General features: G+C 70.5%; 16 protein-coding genes. 12 read left to right on the top strand and 4 right to left on the bottom strand.

Features of this window, described 5'->3' with window-relative positions; all coding sequences use genetic code 11:
- The first annotated feature begins 44 nt into the window (after positions 1 to 44).
- The 7 genes from H074_RS05760 to H074_RS05730 all read left to right on the top strand — a co-directional run bounded on the left by H074_RS05760 (position 45) and on the right by H074_RS05730 (position 7,744).
- The gene (locus H074_RS05760; protein WP_007029079.1) at positions 45 to 1,217 is read left to right on the top strand and encodes an NAD(P)/FAD-dependent oxidoreductase; all 1,173 of its coding nucleotides are present in this window, start codon (positions 45 to 47) and stop codon (positions 1,215 to 1,217) included.
- Complete coding sequence (locus H074_RS05755) at positions 1,214 to 1,522, top strand: (2Fe-2S)-binding protein (protein WP_007029078.1); 309 nt, start codon at positions 1,214 to 1,216, stop codon at positions 1,520 to 1,522. The genes H074_RS05760 and H074_RS05755 overlap by 4 nt, the downstream gene beginning before the upstream one ends.
- Positions 1,519 to 2,886 carry an FAD/NAD(P)-dependent oxidoreductase gene (locus H074_RS05750; RefSeq protein ID WP_007029077.1) on the top strand — a complete coding sequence of 456 codons (1,368 nt, stop codon included), beginning with the start codon at positions 1,519 to 1,521 and terminating at the stop codon, positions 2,884 to 2,886. Before H074_RS05755 ends, H074_RS05750 begins: the two co-directional genes overlap by 4 nt.
- Positions 2,883 to 3,794, top strand: a complete 912-nt coding sequence (locus H074_RS05745) for a dihydrodipicolinate synthase family protein (RefSeq protein ID WP_007029076.1) — start codon at positions 2,883 to 2,885, stop codon at positions 3,792 to 3,794. Before H074_RS05750 ends, H074_RS05745 begins: the two co-directional genes overlap by 4 nt.
- Entirely contained in the window at positions 3,795 to 4,796 is a 1,002-nt protein-coding gene (locus H074_RS05740) for a proline racemase family protein (RefSeq protein ID WP_007029075.1), read from the top strand.
- A 138-nt stretch (positions 4,797 to 4,934) separates the two neighbouring features.
- On the top strand, positions 4,935 to 6,377 hold the full coding sequence (locus tag H074_RS05735) for an amino acid permease (protein ID WP_007029074.1): 1,443 nt from the start codon (positions 4,935 to 4,937) through the stop codon (positions 6,375 to 6,377).
- The gene (locus tag H074_RS05730) at positions 6,374 to 7,744 is read left to right on the top strand and encodes an aldehyde dehydrogenase (NADP(+)) (RefSeq protein WP_007029073.1); all 1,371 of its coding nucleotides are present in this window, start codon (positions 6,374 to 6,376) and stop codon (positions 7,742 to 7,744) included. The genes H074_RS05735 and H074_RS05730 overlap by 4 nt, the downstream gene beginning before the upstream one ends.
- Before the next feature lie 58 nt (positions 7,745 to 7,802).
- Here H074_RS05730 and H074_RS05725 read toward each other — a convergent pair whose 3' ends face one another.
- From H074_RS05725 to H074_RS05715, 3 genes are read right to left on the bottom strand one after another with little or no spacing between them, the layout of a single operon-like run.
- Complete coding sequence (locus tag H074_RS05725; RefSeq protein ID WP_007029072.1) at positions 7,803 to 9,017, bottom strand: metal-dependent hydrolase family protein; 1,215 nt, start codon at positions 9,015 to 9,017, stop codon at positions 7,803 to 7,805.
- Complete coding sequence (locus H074_RS05720; protein WP_007029071.1) at positions 9,014 to 9,454, bottom strand: GAF domain-containing protein; 441 nt, start codon at positions 9,452 to 9,454, stop codon at positions 9,014 to 9,016. Before H074_RS05720 ends, H074_RS05725 begins: the two co-directional genes overlap by 4 nt.
- A complete protein-coding gene (locus tag H074_RS05715; protein ID WP_007029070.1) occupies positions 9,451 to 10,842 on the bottom strand; it encodes an MFS transporter in 1,392 nt (463 codons plus the stop codon). The genes H074_RS05720 and H074_RS05715 overlap by 4 nt, the downstream gene beginning before the upstream one ends.
- A 135-nt stretch (positions 10,843 to 10,977) precedes the next feature.
- On the opposite strand from H074_RS05715, the gene H074_RS05710 reads away from it, so the two are divergent.
- The 4 genes from H074_RS05710 (at position 10,978) to H074_RS05700 (ending at position 13,685) form a co-directional block, all read left to right on the top strand.
- Entirely contained in the window at positions 10,978 to 11,904 is a 927-nt protein-coding gene (locus tag H074_RS05710) for a MurR/RpiR family transcriptional regulator (RefSeq protein WP_007029069.1), read from the top strand.
- A 79-nt stretch (positions 11,905 to 11,983) separates the two neighbouring features.
- Positions 11,984 to 12,148, top strand: coding sequence for a hypothetical protein (locus H074_RS40925; RefSeq protein ID WP_167333160.1), 165 nt, complete (start codon positions 11,984 to 11,986; stop codon positions 12,146 to 12,148).
- Positions 12,149 to 12,244: 96 nt separating this feature from the next.
- Positions 12,245 to 12,547 (top strand): hypothetical protein, encoded by a 303-nt coding sequence (locus H074_RS05705; RefSeq protein ID WP_007029068.1) that lies wholly within the window; start codon positions 12,245 to 12,247, stop codon positions 12,545 to 12,547.
- Positions 12,540 to 13,685, top strand: a complete 1,146-nt coding sequence (locus H074_RS05700) for a VanZ family protein (RefSeq protein ID WP_007029067.1) — start codon at positions 12,540 to 12,542, stop codon at positions 13,683 to 13,685. The genes H074_RS05705 and H074_RS05700 overlap by 8 nt, the downstream gene beginning before the upstream one ends.
- Here the strand turns inward: H074_RS05700 and H074_RS05695 are convergent.
- A complete protein-coding gene (locus H074_RS05695) occupies positions 13,614 to 14,309 on the bottom strand; it encodes an SDR family oxidoreductase (RefSeq protein ID WP_235096666.1) in 696 nt (231 codons plus the stop codon). The genes H074_RS05700 and H074_RS05695 overlap by 72 nt on opposite strands.
- A gap of 91 nt (positions 14,310 to 14,400) precedes the next feature.
- Here H074_RS05695 and H074_RS05690 point away from each other — a divergent pair, with 91 nt between their 5' ends.
- Positions 14,401 to 15,294 carry a LysR family transcriptional regulator gene (locus tag H074_RS05690; RefSeq protein ID WP_007029065.1) on the top strand — a complete coding sequence of 298 codons (894 nt, stop codon included), beginning with the start codon at positions 14,401 to 14,403 and terminating at the stop codon, positions 15,292 to 15,294.
- The last annotated feature ends 319 nt before the right edge of the window (positions 15,295 to 15,613 follow it).

The raw sequence follows: 15,613 nt of genomic DNA, 5'->3' as shown, positions 1-15,613 counted from the left end.
AACCTACTCTCCGATCGTTCGCTTTACCGAACGCTGGAGGGTCGATGAACCGAACACGTGTGGTCGTCCTCGGTGCGGGCATCGTCGGCGCCGCGTGTGCCCGTGAGCTGAGCCTTGCGGGTTTCGACGTCGTGGTCGTGGATCGCGGCCGGCCCGCCGGGGGGACCACGTCGCACGGCGAGGGCAACATCCTCGTCTCCGACAAGGGGCCCGGAGCCGAACTCGAACTCGCGAAACTTTCGACCGGACTGTGGCCCCAGGTGGTCGCCGACATCGCAGACGAGGACGCGCGTGCCGCTTCGGGGATCGAGTACGACCCCAAAGGCGGCATCGTGGTCGCCACCACGGATGACGGGGCCCGCGCTCTCACCGCGTTCGCCGCGTCGCAAACCGGTGTTCGCGCGGAACCTTTGTCCCACAGGGAACTCGCCGACGCGGAGCCCGCGCTGACCCGCGAGGTGACGGCCGCGTTCCACTACCCGGAAGACGCTCAGGTCCAGCCCGCGGGGGCGGCGCTGGCCCTGCTGGGCTCCGCGCTGCGCCACGGTGCGCGGCTGCGCTCCGACACCGAGGTCGTCGGCGCGACCGTCCACAACGGACATATCACCGGGGTCCGCGTGCCCGGCGAGGTCATCGGGGCCGACCTCGTCGTGAACGCCGCGGGCCCGTGGGCCGGTCAGGTGTCGGCGCGCCTCGGCGCCCCGATCGCCGTCCGTCCCCGCCGTGGCGAGGTACTGGTGACCACTCCGATGCCGTGTGTCATCCGGCACAAGGTCTACGACGCCGACTACGTCGGTGCGGTCGGTGCCGATTCGGGCGAGTTGCAGACCTCCGCCGTCGTCGAGTCGACCTGGGGCGGCACCGTGCTGATCGGCTCGTCCCGCCGCCGGGTGGACTTCGACGACACGATCCGCCCGGACGTGCTGAGCGCCATCGCGGTCAAAGCGCTGCGACTGTTCCCGGCCCTCGCCGACGTCGCGGTGATGCGGGCGTACGGCGGCTTCCGGCCGTACGTGGACGATCATCTCCCGGTGCTCGGCGAGGATCCGCGGCTGGGGAACCTCTGGCACGCCACCGGACACGAGGGTGCCGGTATCGGGCTGAGCGTCGGCACCGCGCGGTTGCTGCGCGAACTGCTCACCGGGACGACGCCCGCGACGGGTGTCGAAGAGTTCACAGTGGACCGTCCGGCGGTACTGGCGGAGGTGGCCGCATGAGTGGATGGCTGCTGCCGCGCGACCGTGATCCGGTGGGCCGCACCGACCGGCCGATCCGGATCACCGTCGACGGCGAACCCCTGACCGGGATCTCGGGCCAGAGCGTGGCGGGTGTGCTGCTCGCCGCGGGCCGGACCTCCTGGCGCACCACGCGGTCCGGCGCGCCGCGCGGGGTCTTCTGCGGGATCGGCGCGTGCTTCGACTGCCTGCTCACGGTCAACGACGTGCCCGACGTCCGCGCGTGCCGCCGCCCGGCCGCCGACGGCGACGAGATCCGGACCCAGTCCCGTGAGGAGAGCGCGTGAGCACGAACGTGGTGATCGTCGGCGCCGGGCCCGCCGGGCTCGCGGCGGCCGAGCACGCGCTGCGGGCCGGTGCCCGCGTCACGGTGCTGGACCAGGCGGAAACCCCCGGCGGCCAGTACCACCGGATGCTTCCCGAGGCGTACGCGGCGCGGCGCCCGGACCGGATCCAGCACGGCCGGGCGGAATTCGACCGGCGCCGCCGGGTGCTCGCGCATCCGCGGTGCCAGTGGTGGCCCGGTTCCACCGTCTGGGCGTTCGACCGCGCGGAGAAGCGGGTGCACGTACTGCGAGGACGGTCCGACGGCGGCGGACGGCGGCGGCTGTCGCTCGTTCCGGACGCCTTGATCCTGGCGACCGGCGCGCACGACCGCACCCTGCCGTTCCCCGGGTGGGAACTGCCCGGCGTGTACACCGCGGGCGCGGCTCAGGCACTGGCGAAGGGGGAGCGGGTCGCGATCGGCCGGCGGGTCCTCGTCGCCGGTGCCGGACCGTTCCTGCTGCCGGTCGCGGAATCGCTGCTGGGCGTCAGGGCGGAAGTGGTCGCGGTGCTGGAGGCGAACCCCTTCGCGACCGTCCGAAAAGGATGGTCTTCCCGCCCGTGGCGCCTGGCGGCCCACGCCGGAAAGGCGGGCGAACTGGCCCGTTACGCCGCGACGCTGGCCCGGCACCGGGTCCCGTACCGGCTGGGGCGGGCCGTAATCGAAGCGCGCGGCGCCGACCGCGTCCGCGAGGTCGTGACCGCGAAGGTCCGCGCTGACTGGTCCGTCGTCCCCGGCACCGAGCGCACCTACGAGGTCGACGCGGTCTGTGTCGGGCACGGCTTCGTCCCGCAACCGGAACTGGCCGTCGCGGCGGGCTGCGTCCTGGACGAGGGATTCGTGCGGGTCGACGCCGCGCAACGGACCACGGTGGACGGTGTCTTCGCCGCGGGCGAGATCACCGGGATCGGCGGCGCGATCACCGCCGCTGCCGAGGGTGCGGTGGCCGGATGTGTCGCCGCGGGCGGAAAGCCGAACCCGGCACTCCTCCGTGCCCGCGACCGCGCCCGCACCTTCGCCGAACGCCTCGCCACGGCTCATCCGATCGGCACTGCCTGGCGCAGCTGGCTGCGCGAGGACACGATCGTCTGTCGCTGCGAGGAAACGACGTACGGCGAATTGACACGTGCGGCCGAGGACGCGTCCTGTCCCGGCCCGCACGCACTGAAGCTCGGCACCCGGGCCGGCCTCGGCCCGTGCCAGGGCCGGATCTGCGGCCCTACCGTGTGCGAACTCCACGGTGGTACCGAACGGCACCACCGCCCGATCGTCCAGCCGATCCGGCTGGGTGAACTCGCCGCCCGAACCGAAGGAGAACCTGGATGAGCACCCCCGACCTCGGTGGCGTCGTCGTCGCGACCGCCCTCCCGTACCGGGCGGACGCGTCGGCGCCCGCCGGGCTGGCCGTGGACTACGACGCCTACGCCGCGCATTGCCGGTGGCTGGTCGACAACGGCTGCCGGGGCGTCGGCCCGAACGGCTCCCTCGGCGAATACTCGTCGCTGACCGACGAGGAGCGCCGCCGCGTCGCCCGCACCGCGATCGAAACCGTCGGCGAGGACGGGATCGTCGTCGTCGGCGTGCACGGCCCCGGATCGCACCAGGCCAGGTACTGGGCCGAGGTCGCGGCCGAGGACGGTGCCGACGGCCTGCTGTGCCTGCCGCCCACGATGTACCGCGCGAACCGCGGCGAGGTGCTCGCGCACTTCGAAGCGGTGGCGTCGGTCGGCCTGCCGGTGATGGTCTACAACAACCCCATCGACACCAAGGTCGACCTCACGCCCGCCCTGCTCGCCGAGATCGCGCAGATCGACAACGTGGTCGCGGTCAAGGAGTTCTCCGGTGACGTCCGGCGGGTGCTGGAGATCCGCGAGCAGGCACCGGGCCTGGACGTGATCAGCGGCGCCGACGACGTCGTGCTGGAGAGCCTGCTGATGGGCGCGACAGGCTGGTTCGCGGGCTTCCCCAACGTGTTCCCGGCCGAGTCGGTGCGCCTGTTCGAACTGGCGCGGTCCGGCAAGCTCGAGGAGGCCAGGGCGCTTTACGAACCGCTGGTGGCCGCGTTCCGCTGGGACTCGCGCACCGAGTTCGTCCAGGCGATCAAGCTCGGGATGGACCTCGTCGGCCGCTACGGCGGTCCGTGCCGCCCGCCGCGCGGACCGCTGACCGAAGAGCACCGTGAGCAGGTCACCGCCGACATGCGCCGCGCGCTCGCCTCGCTGGGGGTGGAGTAGGTGCGGTCGATCCGGTCGATCACCGCCGTCGACTCGCACACCGAGGGCATGCCGACCCGGGTGGTGACCGGCGGGGTCGGCGTCATCCCCGGTGACACGATGGCCGAACGCCGCCGGTACTTCATGGAGCACATGGACCACCTGCGGCGGTTCCTGATGAACGAGCCGCGCGGTCATGCGGCGATGAGCGGCGCGATCCTGCAGCCGCCGACCAGGCCGGACGCCGACTGGGGCGTGGTGTACATCGAGGTGTCCGGCTGCCTGCCGATGTGCGGGCACGGCACGATCGGCGTGGCGACCGTGCTGGTGGAGACCGGAATGGTCGAGGTGACCGAACCGAAGACCGTGGTACGCCTGGACACCCCGGCCGGGCTCGTACACGCCGAGGTCGAGGTCCGGGACGGCCGCGCGGAACGCGTCAAGCTCCGCAACGTCGCGTCGTTCCTCGCTGAACGAGACGCCGTCGTCGAGGTGCCCGGCCTCGGCGAGGTGCGCTACGACCTGGCCTACGGCGGCAACTTCTACGCCATCCTCGAACTGTCCCGAGTGGACATCCCGTTCGACCGGGCGGAGAAGGACCGGATCCTCGCCGCGGGACTGGACATCATGGCGGCGATCAACGACCAGCGCCCGCCGGAACATCCGGTCGACCCGCTGATCGGCGGCTGCAAACACGTCCAGTTCCTCGCTCCGGGTTCGGACGCACGCGCGTCGAGGAACGCGATGGCGATCCATCCGGGCTGGTTCGACCGGTCGCCGTGCGGCACCGGCACCTCGGCCCGGATGGCTCAGCTGCACGCCCGCGGCGAGCTGCCGTTGCACACGCCGTTCGAGAACAGTTCGTTCATCGGCACCACGTTCACCGGCGAACTGGTCGCCGAGACCAGCGTCGGCGGCGTCCCCGCCGTGGTGCCGGAGTTCTCCGGACGCGCCTGGATCACCGGCAACGCCACCTATCTGCTCGACCCGGACGACCCGTTCCCCGCGGGGTTCGTCCTCTGACGGGGGCTGAAGGACGCTTTCCCCGCATAGGACGCCGGTAAAGCGCCCTTCACCGCGTGGCATGCGGTGAAAGCGTCCTTCAGCCCCTCCCACCACCGCCGACCCGGCCCGCCCCGCGCGGTCCGGAAGGGATTTGTCATGCCCGAATCAACGACGATCCGGCCCCATCCCAAGCTCTTCTCCCGTTCCGGGCTCTTCCGCCGGAAATCCTTCGAAGGCCCTGACGAGGGCGGTCCCGGCGGTCTGCCGCGCACGATGGGCCTTTGGCAACTGGTCTCGCTCAGTCTCGGCGGCCTGGTCGGCGCCGGTGTCTTCTCGCTGGCCGGTGTGGTCGCGAACCAGCAGGCCGGACCCGGCGTGATGATCTCGTTCCTGATCGCGATCATCGCCAGTTCGGCGGCGGCCCTGTGCTACGCGGAGTTCGCCGGGCTCATCCCGCGTGCCGGATCCGCGTACACCTATTCCTACGCGGCGCTGGGGGAGATCGCCGGCTGGCTGATCGGCTGGGATCTGCTGCTGGAGTACACCGCGATCGTCGCCGTGGTCGCGATCGCGGTGTCCGGCTATCTGTCGTACGTCGTGGAGCAGGTCGGCCTGGACCTGCCGTCGTGGATGCTCGGGGCACCGGGAACCGGGCCGGGGCACCGGGTCGACCTGTTCGCCGCCTTGCTGTGCCTGCTGCTGGCGTTCGTCCTTTCCCGGGGCAGCAAGCAATCCGCGCGTTTCGAGACGGCGCTGGTGGTGATCAAGCTGGCGATCGTGGCACTGGTCGTGGTCGCCGGCGCGTTCCACCTCTCCGCGGGGAACTTCAGCCCGTTCCTGCCCTACGGCCTCGGTGGCGCGGTCGCGGGCGCGGCGACGACGTTCTTCGCGGTCTACGGCTACGACGCGATGACGGCGGCCGCGGAGGAGAGCGTCGAGGCGAAACGGTTGCTGCCCAAGGCGATCATCGTTTCGCTCGCCATCGCGGCGGTGATCTACCTGCTGGTGTCCATCGTGCTGGTGGGCATGCAACGCTACGACCGGATCGATGTGCACAGCCCGTTCTCGAGCGCGCTGGCCGCGGTCGGGCTCGCCGGACTGGGCACGGTCGTCGCGGTCGGCGGCATCCTCGGGATCACCACGTCGGCGTTCGCGAACATGCTGGCGGTGTCGCGGATCTGGTTCGCGATGAGCCGGGACGGTCTGCTGCCCCGCTACTTCGCCCGCACCCACCCGCGACGCCGGGTGCCGACGCGGGTGATCTGGCCGGTCGGGATCGGCTCGGCGGTCATCGCGGGCTTCCTGCCGATCAAGGAGGCCGCGGATCTGACGAACATCGGGATCCTGGCCGCGTTCATCGTCGTGTCGATCGCGGTGGTGGTGCTGCGGCGCACCCGGCCGGACCTGCCGCGGTCGTTCCGCACCCCGTGGGTCCCGTTCGTGCCGCTGGTCGGGGTGGCGTTCGCGGTGTGGCTGATCGCGAACCTGGACGCGCTGACCTGGCTGCGGTTCGCGGCCTGGATGGTGCTCGGTCTGGTGGTGTACGCCCTGTTCGGTTTCCGGAACTCGGCGGAGAACCCGGAAAGGAAGGAAGCATGAAGATGATCGAGAGGGCGGCGGAGATCGCCGGCGCGTGGGCCGCGGTTTCGCCGAAGACACGAGCCGAGGTGATCACCGGTGTGGCCGACGCGCTGGACGCGGCAGGGACGTCCTTGATCGAGATCGCCGACGCCGAAACCAAGCTGGGGACGAAACGGCTGACCGGCGAGCTGGCGCGCACGACGTTCCAGATGCGACTGCTCGCGGCCGAGAGCGGCTCCTACTACGACGTCCGGATCGACCGCGCCGATCCGTCGTGGCCGCCAGGTCCCCGGCCGGAGCTGCGCCGGTACCGCACCGCGGTGGGGCCGGTCCTGGTGTTCGCCGCGAGCAACTTCCCGTTCGCGTTCAGCGTGGCGGGCGGGGACACCGCTTCGGCGTGGGTGGCCGGATGCTCGGTGGTGGTCAAGGCCCATCCCGGACATCCGGAGTTGTCCCGCCGGACGGCGTCGATCATCGAAGACGCTCTCGGGCGGTGGGGTGCTCTCCTCGGCCTGATCGAAGGGGAAGCCGCCGGCGTGGAGGCGTTGCGCCATCCGGCGATCGCGGCCGCCGCCTTCACCGGTTCGGTGGCGGGAGGGCTCGCGCTGGCGCGGATCGCGGCCGAGCGGCCGGTCCCGATCCCGTTCCACGGCGAGCTGGGCAGCGTCAACCCGGTGATCGTCCTGCCCGGCGCCGCGCGGACGCGGGCCGATGAACTGGCGGCGGGCTACGCCGGTTCGCTGACCATGGGTAACGGCCAGTTCTGCACGAACCCCGGCCTGGTGTTCGCGCCTTCCTCAAGCCCGTTCGTGGATCTCGTCGCCGAACGGTTGCGCGGGATCCCGGCGACGCCCTTCCTGAACGACCGCATCGCGTCCGGGTTCCACACCGGTGCGGAGCGGCTGACCGCGATCCCCGGGGTCCGGGAGGTCGTCTCGGGAGCCGGGGCCCGGCTGCTCGAAATCGATCTGGCCGATTTCGTGCCAGATGTGGCCGAAGAGTGCTTCGGCCCATTGGGCGTGATCGTGCGGTACTCGCGGCTCTCCGATGTCCTGCCGGTTCTCGCGGCGCTGCCCGGTCAGCTCACGACGACCGTGCACGCCCAACCCGAAGAGGCTTCCGACGTCGAGGCGCTGCGCCCGGTGCTGGCCGGCCGCAGCGGGCGGATCCTGTGGGGCGGCTGGCCGACCGGGGTCGCGGTGACCGCCGCGATGCAGCACGGCGGACCGTTCCCGGCGACGACCTCACCGGCGTCGACTTCGGTCGGGACAGCGGCGGTGGAACGCTTCCTTCGGCCGGTGTCCTATCAGGACTGGCCGTCGCAGCTGCTGCCGGAACCGCTGCGCGACGACAACCCGTGGAATGTGCCTCAGGGCTTCTCCTGACCCGCAATTCGTCACCTACTTGCGTCGGACAGGGATCGCAAGTAGGTGACGAATTGCGTCAGGCGGAGACCACCGTCCCGCCTTGGATGACGTGCCGGAAGGATTCGGGCTCGGCAAGGACGCCGATGTCCTCCAGCGGATCCCGGTCCACGACCAGCAGGTCCGCGTGCGCGCCGGGGGCCAGTGTGCCGATCTCGCCGGTCAGGTTCAGCAGGTCCGCCGCCGTCGACGTCGCGGAGCGGATCACCTCCAGCGCGGACTGGACCTCGCCGCGCAGCCGGAACTCGTGGTTCTGGTGCCGGTGCATCCCGCCGAGGAGATCGCTGCCGTACACCAGTTTCACCCCGCCTCTGGCCGCCCGCTCGAGTGCGGCCATGCCCGCGCCGAGCACCTCGTCGACCTTGCGCCAGCTGGATTCCGGCAGCCCGTGCTCGCGCCCTTCCTCCTTCAAAGCCCAGTACGTGACCAGGGTGGGCACGAGGTACGCGTCGTGCCGGAGGAACAGTTCGACACTGAGGTCGTCGATCAGGTTGCCGTGCTCGATCGACCGCACGCCCAGCTCCAGCGCGCGGTTCACCGCGCGGGCGGTGTAGGCGTGCGCGGCGACGTAGCGGTTGGCCGCCTCCGCCTCCTCGACGATGGCACGCAGTTCCTCGCCGGAGTACTGCGTCGAGTCGATCCTGTCGGTGGGGGAGGCGACACCGCCGGAGGCCATCACCTTGATGTGGTGCGCCCCCTTGCGCAGTTCGTCGCGCGCCGCCGCGCGGACCGCGTCGACCCCGTCGGCGACCCGGCCGAGACCGGCGCAGCACGGGTGGTCGTCGCTGGCGTTGGCACCGCGGGTCCGGCTGTCGCCGTGCCCGCCGGTCTGGCTCAGCGCGCGACCGCAGAACAGCAGCCGCGGACCGCGGAACAAGCCTTCGGCCTGCGCGTCGGCGAGACCGTAGTCGGCGCCGGACGCGTCGCGGACCGTGGTGAAGCCCCGATCCAGCATCCGGCTCATGGTGCGGGCACTGTGCGCGGCCACATAGGACGGTGACGACGCGGGCAGCGATCCCAGATCCGCGGTCGACGCGGTGACGTGCACATGGGCGTCGACGAGCCCGGGCAGCACGAACGCGCCACGCAGGTCCTCGGTCCGCGCGTCGCCCGCGGTGAGACCGGTTCCGATCTCGACGATCCGGCCGTCGGAGCACCGGAGGTCGCCCTCGGTGTACTCGCCCTCGGCCGGGTCGAGCAGGCGGGCGTTGCGCAGCAGCAGCGAGCCGGTCATCGGGTCTCCTCCAGGAGTTCGCGCAGGGCCGGGACCGCCAACGGTGCCAGGGAACGGGCCATCGCGACGGAATCGTCGTCGTAGCTGCCTTCGGCGTCGAGAAGGTTGAGGACACCGAGGGTGCGGCCGTCGTCCACCACCGGCACGTTGATCACCGCACCGCAACCGAGACTGTCGATGAGTTCGTGGTCGGCGAAGATCTCCCGCACCGCCGCGTTGTCCGCCCCGAAGTAGGGCTCCTGCCCGGTGATGCACCGCTCCAGCCAGCCGGCGGCGACCTCGACGGTCTTCTCGCCGCCGACCGGGTATTCCGCCGGGTGGCTGCTGTGCACCCGCCGCAGGGCCCGCCGTTCGGGCACCCAGGCCAGCACGGTGAACAGCCGTACGCCGATCGTGGCTCGGGTCTTGTCCTCCACAGTGGACAGCGAGACGGTCACTTGGTCATCTCCTCAGCGGTCTTCACGGGCGCGCCGTGTTCGGTCAGTTCTTCCAGGGAGCGGCCGGCGGTGGACAGGCCGAACACGACCACGCACACCACCCCGGCCGCCAGGACGGCGGTGGTGAGGCCGAAGACGCCCGCGAAGCCGAGGCTCGCCGCGGACAGGCCGATGATCGTCGGGGCCAGGATGCTGCCGACCCGGCCGAACGCGCTGGACAGTCCGGTACCGCTGGCGCGGATCCAGGTAGGGAACACCTCGGGGGTGTAGGAGTACACGCCGGCGTAGGTGCCGTTGAGGAAGAACGACAGCACCGCCCCGGCGAGGGTGATCGACCACGGCGCGTCCATCTGGCTCAGCCAGAACGCGCTCACCGCCGAGCCCGCGAGGTACAACGCGATGGTGTGCTTGCGGTCGAGGCGTTCGGAGAGCCACGCGGCGGAGAAGTATCCGGGGATCTGCGCCAGGTAGATGATGATGGAGAACTCGAAGCTCTTGGTCACCGTGATACCGCGCTCGACGAGCAGCGTCGGGATCCAGGAGAAGAAGCCGTAGTAGGAGAACGTGATCACGAACCACACGGTCCAGATCACCGCGGTGCGGCGTGCCATCGCCGGGCTCCACAGGAACTTGAGCGCGCTGAGGAGATTGACCTTGGGGGTCTCCGTCGCGGGCTGGGCGTCGGCCTCGGCGATGGCCGGGAGTTCCCGTCCCGTCGCCTTTTCGACGTCCCGCTCCAGTTTGGTGACGATCTTCTCGGCCTCGGCGTGACGTCCGTTCGCGACGAGGAACCGGGGTGATTCCGGCAGCGAACGGCGCCACCACAGCAGCATGACGATCGGCAGCGCGGTGATCAGCTGCGCGACCCGCCAGCCTTCCGGCACGGTCGGGACGACGAACCGCCCGATCAGCGCGGCGGCGACGAAACCGAACGAGAAGAACCCGGCCAGCGCGCCGACGAACCAGCCGCGCCGTTTGGCGGGGACGAATTCCGACAGGAACGGCGCGATGATGGCGCTTTCGGCGCCGGCGCCCGCCCCGGCCAGCACCCGGGCGCCCAGGAAGATCTCGTAGTTGGGGGAGAAGGCGGCGAGCACCGAGAACACCGCATAGAAGGCCAGCGCGTACATCATGACCTTCTTGCGGCCGATGCGGTCGCCCAGCAGACCGGCGGCGATCGCGCCGAAGAGGAAGCCGAACGGCGTCGCCGAACCGATCAGGCCGAGCTGGCCGTTGTCGAGGCCCCAGGCGGCTTTCGCGCTCGGCAGGAGGAAGGCGACCACGGCGGAGTCCATACCGTCGAACGTGTAGCCGAGCCCGCCGATGAGCAGGAGTTTGTAATGGGGACGGCTCAGCGGGAGCCGGTCCAGTCGTGCCAGAAGCGTCATGGGGAACGCCTTCCGTGGTTCGGGCGACGAGGAGTGCGGACAACGTATACTGCGTTTCGGCAAAACTGCAATGGTTGTTGCAGGTGGTCCGATGGGCACGATGCGTTACCGTGACGCGGTCGAGGGAGGGTGCGCGTGACAGGGACGGGAACCGACGACGGTTTCGAGGCGTGGCTTCGGGATCGGACACCGGAACGCGGCCTGCGGCCGAAGTCGGCCGCCGTGCTGGAAGTGCTGGTCTCGCAACCGCGCCGGGCGTCGTTCGGCTCGACGGCCGAGCTCGCGCAGCTGGCCGGGGTCAACGTCGCCACCGTCACCCGTACGGCGCAGGCGCTGGGTTTCGCCGGATGGCCGGCGCTGCAACAGGAGTTGCGGGCGCGGTACATGTCGTCGCTGAGCGCGCCGCAGGTGGCCGAGGAGCACCGGGACGTCGACTCGCCGGGATCGGCGTCGCTGCGCCGCGACCTAGACAGCCTCGCTCTGCTCAACCGGCGGTTCGCCGAGGAGGAGATCCGCAACGTCGCGGAGGCCGTCGCCGCCGCGCGCCGCACGGTCGTCATCGCCGACGGCAGTTACGCCGCGGTCGGGATCGCCTTCGCGCACAACGCCCGGCTCGCCGGGTACGACGTCCACGCGATCACCGCGGGCGACGCCGAACTCGCCAACGCCACGGCGAAACTCTCTTCCGAGGACGTGCTCATCGCGATCAGTTTCTGGCGGCTGTACGAAAGCACCGTGCTCGCCGCGAACGAGGCCAAGGCCAGGGGGGCGCGCGCTTTCGCCATCACCGACGCGGCCAGTCCCGCGCTGGCGGGCGCCGTCGAACAGGTGCTGATGGTGCCCGCCGAGGGCGTGACGTTCTTCCCGTCGCTGACCGCGGGCATGAGCCTGGTGCAGGCGATCGTCGCGCAACTCGCCGCCGTCGATCCTGTCCGCACCGGCGAGTCCATCGAGGCGGCCGAGGCCATGTGGTCGCGGTTCGATCTGCTGCACCGCCGGCCGGGGTCGGCCGATCGGACAGTGCCGAAAAGGCCGACCGGTCGAGGCACCTCCGCCGGATGACCGATCCGCCACCCCCTGCCGTCGGGCGATCCTGGTTCCAGGCCGCCGGAACAGGCGGTACGGGATCGAGGAGGCCGAAATGACGATCATCGCGACTGTGGGCGCCTACGCCGGACTCGCTCTGCTGGCACTGATGGCGGCGACCCCGCTGCTGGTCGAACTCGACCAGCGCTTCCCTGTCACCCGCCGGGCGAAGGCGGCCGAACGGGAACGCCGGATGCCTGCGGGGCTCGCATCGGCGTGACGCAGAGCACAGAGAATCCAGTGGGTCTACCTCACGTGAGTGATTCCGAGCCTGTCGAGTCGTAACGTTGTGTCGCGTTATGGAACGCTGAGTGATGTGACCGTGGACTGCTGCACCAACGCCCAACCCGCCGACGCCTTCGCGGAATTCCGGCGGAACGTCGACGAGCTGACCCAGGCGTACATCGACGCCTGCCGTCAGGGCCGCACTCCGGGCGACGCCACTCTCGATCTGCTGCAGCGGGTCCATCGCGAGGACCGCAACTGGGTCGTCGTCCATTTGACCTTCGCCATCGCCGCGCTCGCGCATCAGCGGGCCCTCGCTTCGGCAGGCGTCACCCGGCCAGGTGGCGTAACAGGTGCTCCTGAGCGAGCGTTGTTAGCTTCCGCGAGTGACTGATCCGACCATCTCCGCGGTCATCGCGGTGTTCGCGGGCTTCGTGCTCGCGGGCTTGTTGGCCATCCCGTACGTCGCGGCGAGTTACCGGCGACGCGGCGAACTCGGGTTCTGGCGGGTCCTACTGGTCTTCGGTTTCCTGATCTACGCCATGTCCTTGTGGACGTACACGCTGCTCCCCATCCCGGAGACGACGGCGTCGTGGTGCGCCGCGCACGCGTCCGGTCACCTGCAACCGCACCCGTTCCAGTTCGTCGCCGACATCCGCCGCGAACAGACCGGGGCCGGCCTCCGGGCGTTCCTGCGCAATCCGGCGGTCCAGCAGGCGGTGTTCAACGTCGCCCTCTTCGTGCCGCTGGGCATGTTCGTGCGGCACCTCTTCCGGCGGGGTTTCGTCACCACCGTCGCCATCGGGTTCGCGGTCTCGCTGTTCATCGAATGCACCCAGCTCACCGGGGTCTGGTTCCTGTTCGAATGCCCGTACCGGCTGGCCGACGTCGACGACCTGCTGATGAACACCCTCGGCGCCGCCGTCGGCTTCGGGCTCGCTCCCTTGCTGCGGCTGCTGCCGGGAAACGAGCCGTCCGCGCCGCCGGGAACGCCGCGGCCGGTCACCGCGCGCCGCCGTCTGCTCGGGATGACCGTCGACGTCGTTTCGGTCGTCTTGCTCGGCACGACCGTCGGGATCGTGACGACCTTGGTCGCGGGCGAACCGGACACCGTGGTCACCGCTCTGATCGCCACCCTGCTGCCCGCGGTGCTCCTCCTGTTCGTCATCCCTGTCGCGGGCAACGGCGCCACCTTCGGCCAGCGGGTCGTGCTGCTGCGCCCCGCCGGACCGGACGGCGGGAAACCGGCGCTGTGGCGGATGATCGTGCGCTTCCTGACCGGTTCCGGCGGCTACTTCACCCTGCTCACCCTGGCGTCCGCGGTGAACGGCGGGTTCGAGCCGCTGGCGAACCTGTTGTTCTTCGCCAGCGGCATTCTCGCGATCCGGCCTCAAGGTCACCAAGGACTGTCCGGGCTTCTCGCCGGACTGCGGGTGGTCGACGCGCGGGCGAACGACGGCTCAGACGAGCCGCCCGCCGCCGTCGACGTGCACCGTGGTGCCGGTCAGGAAGGGATTGGCCAGCGTCAGTAGCGCCGCCGAGGCGATGTCCTCCGGTCGCCCCACCCGGCGGGCGGGATTCCGGGCCGCGGTGTCGGAGAAGAACGCGTCGCGGTCCGCGCCGAGCCTGTCCCACGAACCGGAGTCCACGACCCCCGGCGAGAGCGCGTTGACCCGGATCGGGGCGAGGTCGACGGCGAGTGCCTCGGCGAGATGGGCGACGGCCCCGTTCGTCGTGGCCATCACGGCCAGGCCGGGCGCGGGTCGCCAAGCCGCGAATCCGGAGAAGAACAGCATCGAGGCGCCGTCGTGGGCGGTCGGAGCGAAGTGTTTCGCGAGCAGGAGCGGGCCGATCACTTTGGCGTCGAAGGCCCGCGCGATCGCGTCCCGATCCAAGCCGGTGACCGCTCCGTTCGCGGGATTCGAGGCCAGCGACACGAGGTGGTCCCAAGGCCCGGCTTGCGCGGCGAGGGCACGGATCGAGTCCTCGTCGCCCAGGTCGACGCGGGCGGTGGTGATCGCCGGATGCACGGTCCCGGCCTGATCGGTCGTGCGTCCGGCGAGGACGACGGTCGCGCCCGCCTCGGCGGCGTCGGTGGCGAGCCGCCTGGCGATCCCCGAGCCGCCACCGACGAGGACGATCTTCTTGTTTCGCAAGTTGTAGGTCATATCCCCTTCAGCGCCAGAGGGTCTCGGAACAATCCCGTCGTGATATGAAGGCTTTCTCGCTTTGCGATAGATTTGGCGAATGCCTACGCTGCGTTCGCTCGAGTGCCTGGTCGCCGTCCTGGACGCGGGTTCGGTCACCGAGGCGGCCGCCCGTCTGCACCTGTCCCAGCCCGCGCTGTCGCATCAGCTGGCCGCGCTGGAAAAGGAGATCGGGACGCCGCTCGTCGAACGGCTTCCTCGCGGTGTCCGTCCCACCACCGCCGGACGCGCGGTCGCCGCGGACGCGCGGGCGGCACTCGACGCGGCGGATCGGGTCGTGACCGTCGGCCGGGCGGTGGCGAGCGGATCGGAAGGGATGCTGCGGGTCGCGTGCGCGGAGTCGATGACCGTCGGCCTGCTCGCGCCGGTGCTGCGGGAATGGCGGCGCCGCCGCCCCGGGGTGCGCATCGCGCTCAGTGAACTGAGCAGCGCGGACGAAATCGCGGCGCTCGTCGAGTCCGGGGCGGCGGATCTGGCCGTGGGACCCCGGCCGACCCGCTGGACCGGACCGGCGGAGCTGATCGGCCGCGAGGAGATTCTCGTCGCGGCCGCGCGGAATCACGGGTTCACCGGGGACGTGACCTTCACCAGGCTCGCGGCCGAACCGATCGTGCACTACCACCCGGACAACGGTCTCGGTGGCTGGCTCGACGCGCTCGCCGCCGAGCACGGTGTCACGCTGACCGCGGCCACCCGCACTCGCAACGTGGCCACCGCCGCGCAGCTCGCGGCCGCCGGGCTCGGCGTCGCACTCGTCCCGGCCACCGCGATCACCGGGCCGTTCCACGGCGGTTTGCACCGCCTCGCCCCGTCGTCGAGCCGCGACGTCGTCACGCTCACCCTGACCCCGAACGACCCGTTCGTCCGGCGTTTCGGTGCCGATCTGCGCCGCCGCGGTATCTCGCTTCCCGCGGCGCTCGGCGGTATCGGATAGTCCTGGTATCGAGGGGTAAGACGAACGTGTCGTGCTCGAGGTCGGTTCAGTGACGCTGCGCGACACCGGGCTGAGAATATCGACTGTGTGGATTTCGGGACGTTGGATGTCCCGAAATCCACACAGTCCCGCGCGATCGGTCCGGTCACGCAGGCCAGACCTGCGGAGACGTGAGGGGGTGTGTGGAAACAGGGACAGTGAACGTCCCTATTTCCACACCCATCACTCCGAGTGACAAATCGCGCTCTCATCGGCCACGTCGACCCGACACCTTTGCCTTACCCCTCAATAACAGGATCCGCACGACCTGGTCGCGCCG

This window comes from Amycolatopsis decaplanina DSM 44594 (genome assembly GCF_000342005.1).
In the GTDB taxonomy this organism is placed as follows: Bacteria; Actinomycetota; Actinomycetes; order Mycobacteriales; family Pseudonocardiaceae; genus Amycolatopsis; species Amycolatopsis decaplanina.
Note: the sequence above shows the minus strand (reverse complement) of the source record. Positions and strands in the feature narration are given on the sequence as shown.